A 4,344-nucleotide genomic window follows, 5' to 3' on the forward strand; every position below is an offset into this window, starting at 1 on the left:
CCTGTGAACCGACAGCGATACGGTAAGTGATCGAGTGCCCCAGCAGGGGTGTCATCGGGTCGTCATCCACCGCATCCGAGGCCAGATAGCTGTTTTCGACATCCCGTTCCAGCAGGCCTTGCCGTTCAAGATAGCGACCCACCCGGTGGGCGATGGTGTGCGTCAGCTGGGTGAGCTCTGGGCTGGTCGGCGCCTTGACCCAGCGGAAACGCGCTGAGCCGTGGGATTGCTCGACATACACACCGTCGAGAAACAGCATGTGGAAGTGAACATTCAGATTGAGCGCCGATCCAAAACGCTGGATCAGGGTGACCGCGCCCGTCTTGGCCACTTGGTGGGTATGGCCCGCTTTCTTGACCAGGTGCGTGGCAATGACGCGGTAAACGATGCCCAGCACCCACCCCATGATCTCGGGCCGGCTGGCAAACAGGAAACGCAGCTGAAACGGGAAGCTCAACACCCACTGACGCATGGGTTGTTCAGGCAGTACTTCATCAACCAGCAAGGCGGCACTTTCGGCCATCCGCCGCGCCCCACAGCTCGGGCAGAAACCGCGACGCTTACAGCTGAAAGCGACCAGGTGCTCGGCGTGGCAAGACTCGCAGCGAACCCGTAGAAAGCCATGCTCCAGCCGCCCGCATTGGAGAAATTCTTCAAATTCCCGTTGCACATAGCCCGGCAATTCCTTTCCCTGCTCTGCCATAAGCGCAGCGAATGCCGGGTAATACTCGTCAACGATCTGATAGAGAAGGGTTTGCTCGGGTCGGTGGCTCTGGTAACGACCAGTATCCCGATCCCGGCTGGCCGTCCTGGCCGCCACATGAGGCATGTTCCGCGTCCTTGCAATACTGTGTTTACATACAGTCTATCGCTTAGCGGAAAGTTCTTTTACCCTCAGCCGAAATGCCTGCCGTTGCTAGACATTGCCAGCCAGTGCCCGTCACTCCCACTCGATTGTAAACAAGCACACAAAACCCTTTAGTGACAACAATTTGCAAGAACTATCAGGCTCAGTGCCATGAAAAATACCATGACCAGATCATGAGGTTGAACACGGCTTGCGCCGGCAGCGTTCACGCTCCTGGTCGGCGATCTCGCCCGGCTGCAATGCTAGCTCAGCATCGGTCATGCGCTCCAGCACGTCGCGTAGGCGGATGGTGCAAGGAATGGGCGGCAGCTCGAACTCATAGCCGCCGGCGATCATTTCGGCCGCAATCTCCTCGGTGATGAAAAACGGCTCGTCGTCTTGGTTCGGCTTCTTCATGCCCTTTCCTCCTGGCGCTCATCCTGGCCGACAGCGGCCAGGGCATCGGCTTCCGTCAATGCGTCCTCCACGAACGCGCCGTGCTGCTTCGCTTCGGCCTGGCTGACCTCGGCCCATATCCGTTTCACCTGGGCCGCACTGTACCCGGCCAGCTCGGCGGTCTTGTTGATGCTGTAGCCGGACTTGCGCAGCGCGACAACTTGGGCGCGGCGCTTCGGATCAGCACGGCGGCCCTTGTACCGCCCGGCCTGGCGGGCCAACTCAATGCCTTGGCGCTGGCGTTCGCGCCTGTCCTCGTAGTCGTCGCGGGCCATCTGCAAGGCCAGGCGAAAAAGCATGATCTGCACGGCTTCCAGCACGATCTTGGCGACGCCCTGGGCCTCGGCCGCCAGGTCGGATAGATCGACCACGCCAGGGACGGCCAGGCGTGCGCCTTTGGCCTGTATCGAGGCCACCAGGCGCTCGGCCTCGGGCAAAGGTAGGCGGCTGATGCGGTCGATCTTCTCGGCAATGACCACCTCGCCGGGCTGTAGGTCGCCGATCATGCGCAGCAGCTCAGGCCGGTCGGCGCGTGCGCCGGATGCCTTCTCACGGTAGATGCCGGCGACGTAGTAGCCGGCGGCCTTCGCGGCCGTAGTGATCGCCTCTTGGCGTTCCAAGTCCTGCGCGTCGGTGCTGACGCGCAGATAGACCCGCGCCACCATCGGCGCGGCTACTGGCTTCGTCCTGCGCATACTTGCGGGCTCCTTTGGGCATACTCAAATGCACCCATCTTAAACTGGCAGCTAATGTACAAAAGTTGATAGAAGCACACAAGTTCAATTTTGCACTTCTGCCCCACTATTGCAAAACTGCTTGTTAGTAGCCGTTTTTTCTTACTGTTTATAGATTCAATAATTTTTGAAACGAAAAATTGGGACTAAACATTTCGGTTTCGTTTTCTGTCGATTCGTCCTGCGTATCTTTTGCATAAACAAACATTTGTTGTTCGTAGTTTTCGATGGCATTTTCAATACTTGTAAATTCTCCGTTTGTAAGGTTTTCAGACAATATCAAAGCATCCAATAATCCCGTATTTACACCCTGTCCTGCAAAAGGCGACATCAAATGAGCAGCATCGCCAATCATTGTTATGGGTAATGGACGGTTACTTTTCCAATCATTGTTCAAAGGAAATTTCCTTGTGGGCAAGCATTGAAATGTTGATACCGAACGTATTAATTGTTTGTAAACTTCACTCCATTTGGAAAATCTTTTCAATAAAAAATCGGCAACGCTGTTTCTGTCCTGAAAATCTAAGGGAATTTTATTTTTCCATTCATCGGGCGTTTTAAAACTAATTCCTAAATACAATGCACCATTATTATTGGGATTGGCAAACAATAAAATGCCCTGATGTCCCGCCATTAATCGGTTGCCGTTGCATAGCTGAAAAAATCCGGGACAGTTTATTTCCGGTTGAAGAATATCAGCTTGGATGTTGAAAGTACCGGTTTCTTCAACTTGCGTGTCGGTAACAAAGCTCCTTATTTTCGACATTCCACCATTGGCAAGAATAACCAAATCTGCTGTTTCACTCGGTTTATTCTCAAAAGTTAGTGTCCACTTCTTCTTACCAGGTTCAAGCATAACAAGTTTTCTATCCCAAATAACCGTGTCGTTTTCTAAACTATTCAACAAGATAGCCCTTAAGTCATTTCTGTTTATTTCAGGATTGTCAAATCGATTTTCGGGCTTTACATTTTTTGTGGATAAAATATTGCCTTTTTCATCAGCAATATTTACACCCATTGGTAAGGCTAAGTCATAATAAGTTTGTAACAATCCCGCTTTTTTCATTGCTTCCTGACCTGAACCTTTGTGTAGGTCAAGGGTTCCACCAAAAATTCTTGCCTCTCGGTCGTTGTCTCTTTCGTAAACTGAAACGTCTATGCCGTTTTGCTGTAATAATTTTGCCATAGTCAGTCCAACGGGTCCACCACCAATTATTGCAACGTTCTTATCACTAAGTAAATTCATTTGTTTGTCCGTATCTATTCGCATTGTCATTCAAAAATGGCACATAACAAGTGGCTATACGCCAAATGGCGTATATATCCACTATATCTTATTTTGCTAAACCTTTCATTATCAGTGACAAATCCGTTTTCAACCGTTTACCGTTCGTTTCTACTCTCTCAAAAGGATTTATATTCATAGTGCTTTTTGTTAAGTTTTGCTCAAATATACAAATCCTTTCTATATATCTAACAAATCCATCGGACTTTTTAATTGTTCCATTCCCTTGGTGGTAATATGTGTATAAACCTCAGTTGTTTTACTGCTTGAATGACCTAACAACGATTGAATATAACGTAAACTCGTACCATTCTCAAGCAAATGCGTTGCAAAGCTATGTCGTAAGGTATGTACAGTAACTTCCTTTTGAATCTTTGCTTTTAAAACAGCTGCTTTAAAAATGTTTTGAATACTTCGGCTTGAGTATGCGCCACCTTTTTGACCTTCAAATAAATAATCTTTTGGTTTATATTCCATAAAGTATGTTCTTAAAATAATTAATGTTTTCTCAGATAAAATGGTATAACGATCTCTTTTTCCTTTTGACTGTTCTATACGAATTTGCATGCGCTTGGAGTCAATGTCTTTTATTTTCAGGTTTATACATTCAGAAATGCGCAAACCTGCCGAATAAATAGTCATCAGAATAGCCTTGTGTTTCACGTTTTCAATAGCGCGTAGTACCCGAATGGTTTCTTCTTCACTCATCACAACAGGAAGTGTTTTTTCTTTTTTTGGTCTTTCGATGAAATATGTTTTCCGTTGTCCACCCAAAACACGTTCGTAATAAAACTTAATCGCATTGATTGCCTGGTTTTGATAAGATATTGAAACTTTTCGCTCCATAACCAAATGTCGGAGAAATGATTGTATATGTCCTTCATTCAATCGATCGACGTATAGGAAGAATAAACGCCCTTTTCACCCAAGTCCAACAGCTTTGGACCGCAGTTGACTCTTTCGACACCCCTGCGATGCAACCCAATCCGGCTGACGGGGAGCCAGCAACGCTGAAAATTTAC

The 4,344-nt window shown here is 48.3% G+C and carries 4 protein-coding genes and 1 pseudogene; all 5 read right to left on the reverse strand.

From position 1 onward, the window contains the following. A pseudogene (locus FTV30_RS15595) lies at positions 1-829 on the reverse strand (IS91-like element ISVsa3 family transposase); the annotation flags it as partial. 210 nt (positions 830-1,039) lie between these two features. Beyond that, positions 1,040-1,264 (reverse strand): hypothetical protein, encoded by a 225-nt coding sequence (locus tag FTV30_RS15600; RefSeq protein ID WP_000743213.1) that lies wholly within the window; start codon positions 1,262-1,264, stop codon positions 1,040-1,042. Then, on the reverse strand, positions 1,261-1,998 hold the full coding sequence (locus tag FTV30_RS15605) for a recombinase family protein (RefSeq protein ID WP_001366550.1): 738 nt from the start codon (positions 1,996-1,998) through the stop codon (positions 1,261-1,263). Before FTV30_RS15605 ends, FTV30_RS15600 begins: the two co-directional genes overlap by 4 nt. Positions 1,999-2,146: 148 nt before the next feature. Next, positions 2,147-3,313: a tetracycline-inactivating monooxygenase Tet(X3) gene (locus FTV30_RS15610; protein WP_024160783.1), complete on the reverse strand. Its 1,167-nt coding sequence runs from the start codon at positions 3,311-3,313 to the stop codon at positions 2,147-2,149. 189 nt (positions 3,314-3,502) lie between these two features. Then, positions 3,503-4,168 (reverse strand): tyrosine-type recombinase/integrase, encoded by a 666-nt coding sequence (locus FTV30_RS15615; protein WP_015060916.1) that lies wholly within the window; start codon positions 4,166-4,168, stop codon positions 3,503-3,505. Positions 4,169-4,344 lie beyond the last annotated feature (176 nt).

It is taken from the genome of Acinetobacter sp. YH12255 (assembly GCF_013417355.1).
GTDB classification, from domain to species: Bacteria; Pseudomonadota; Gammaproteobacteria; order Pseudomonadales; family Moraxellaceae; genus Acinetobacter; species Acinetobacter pseudolwoffii.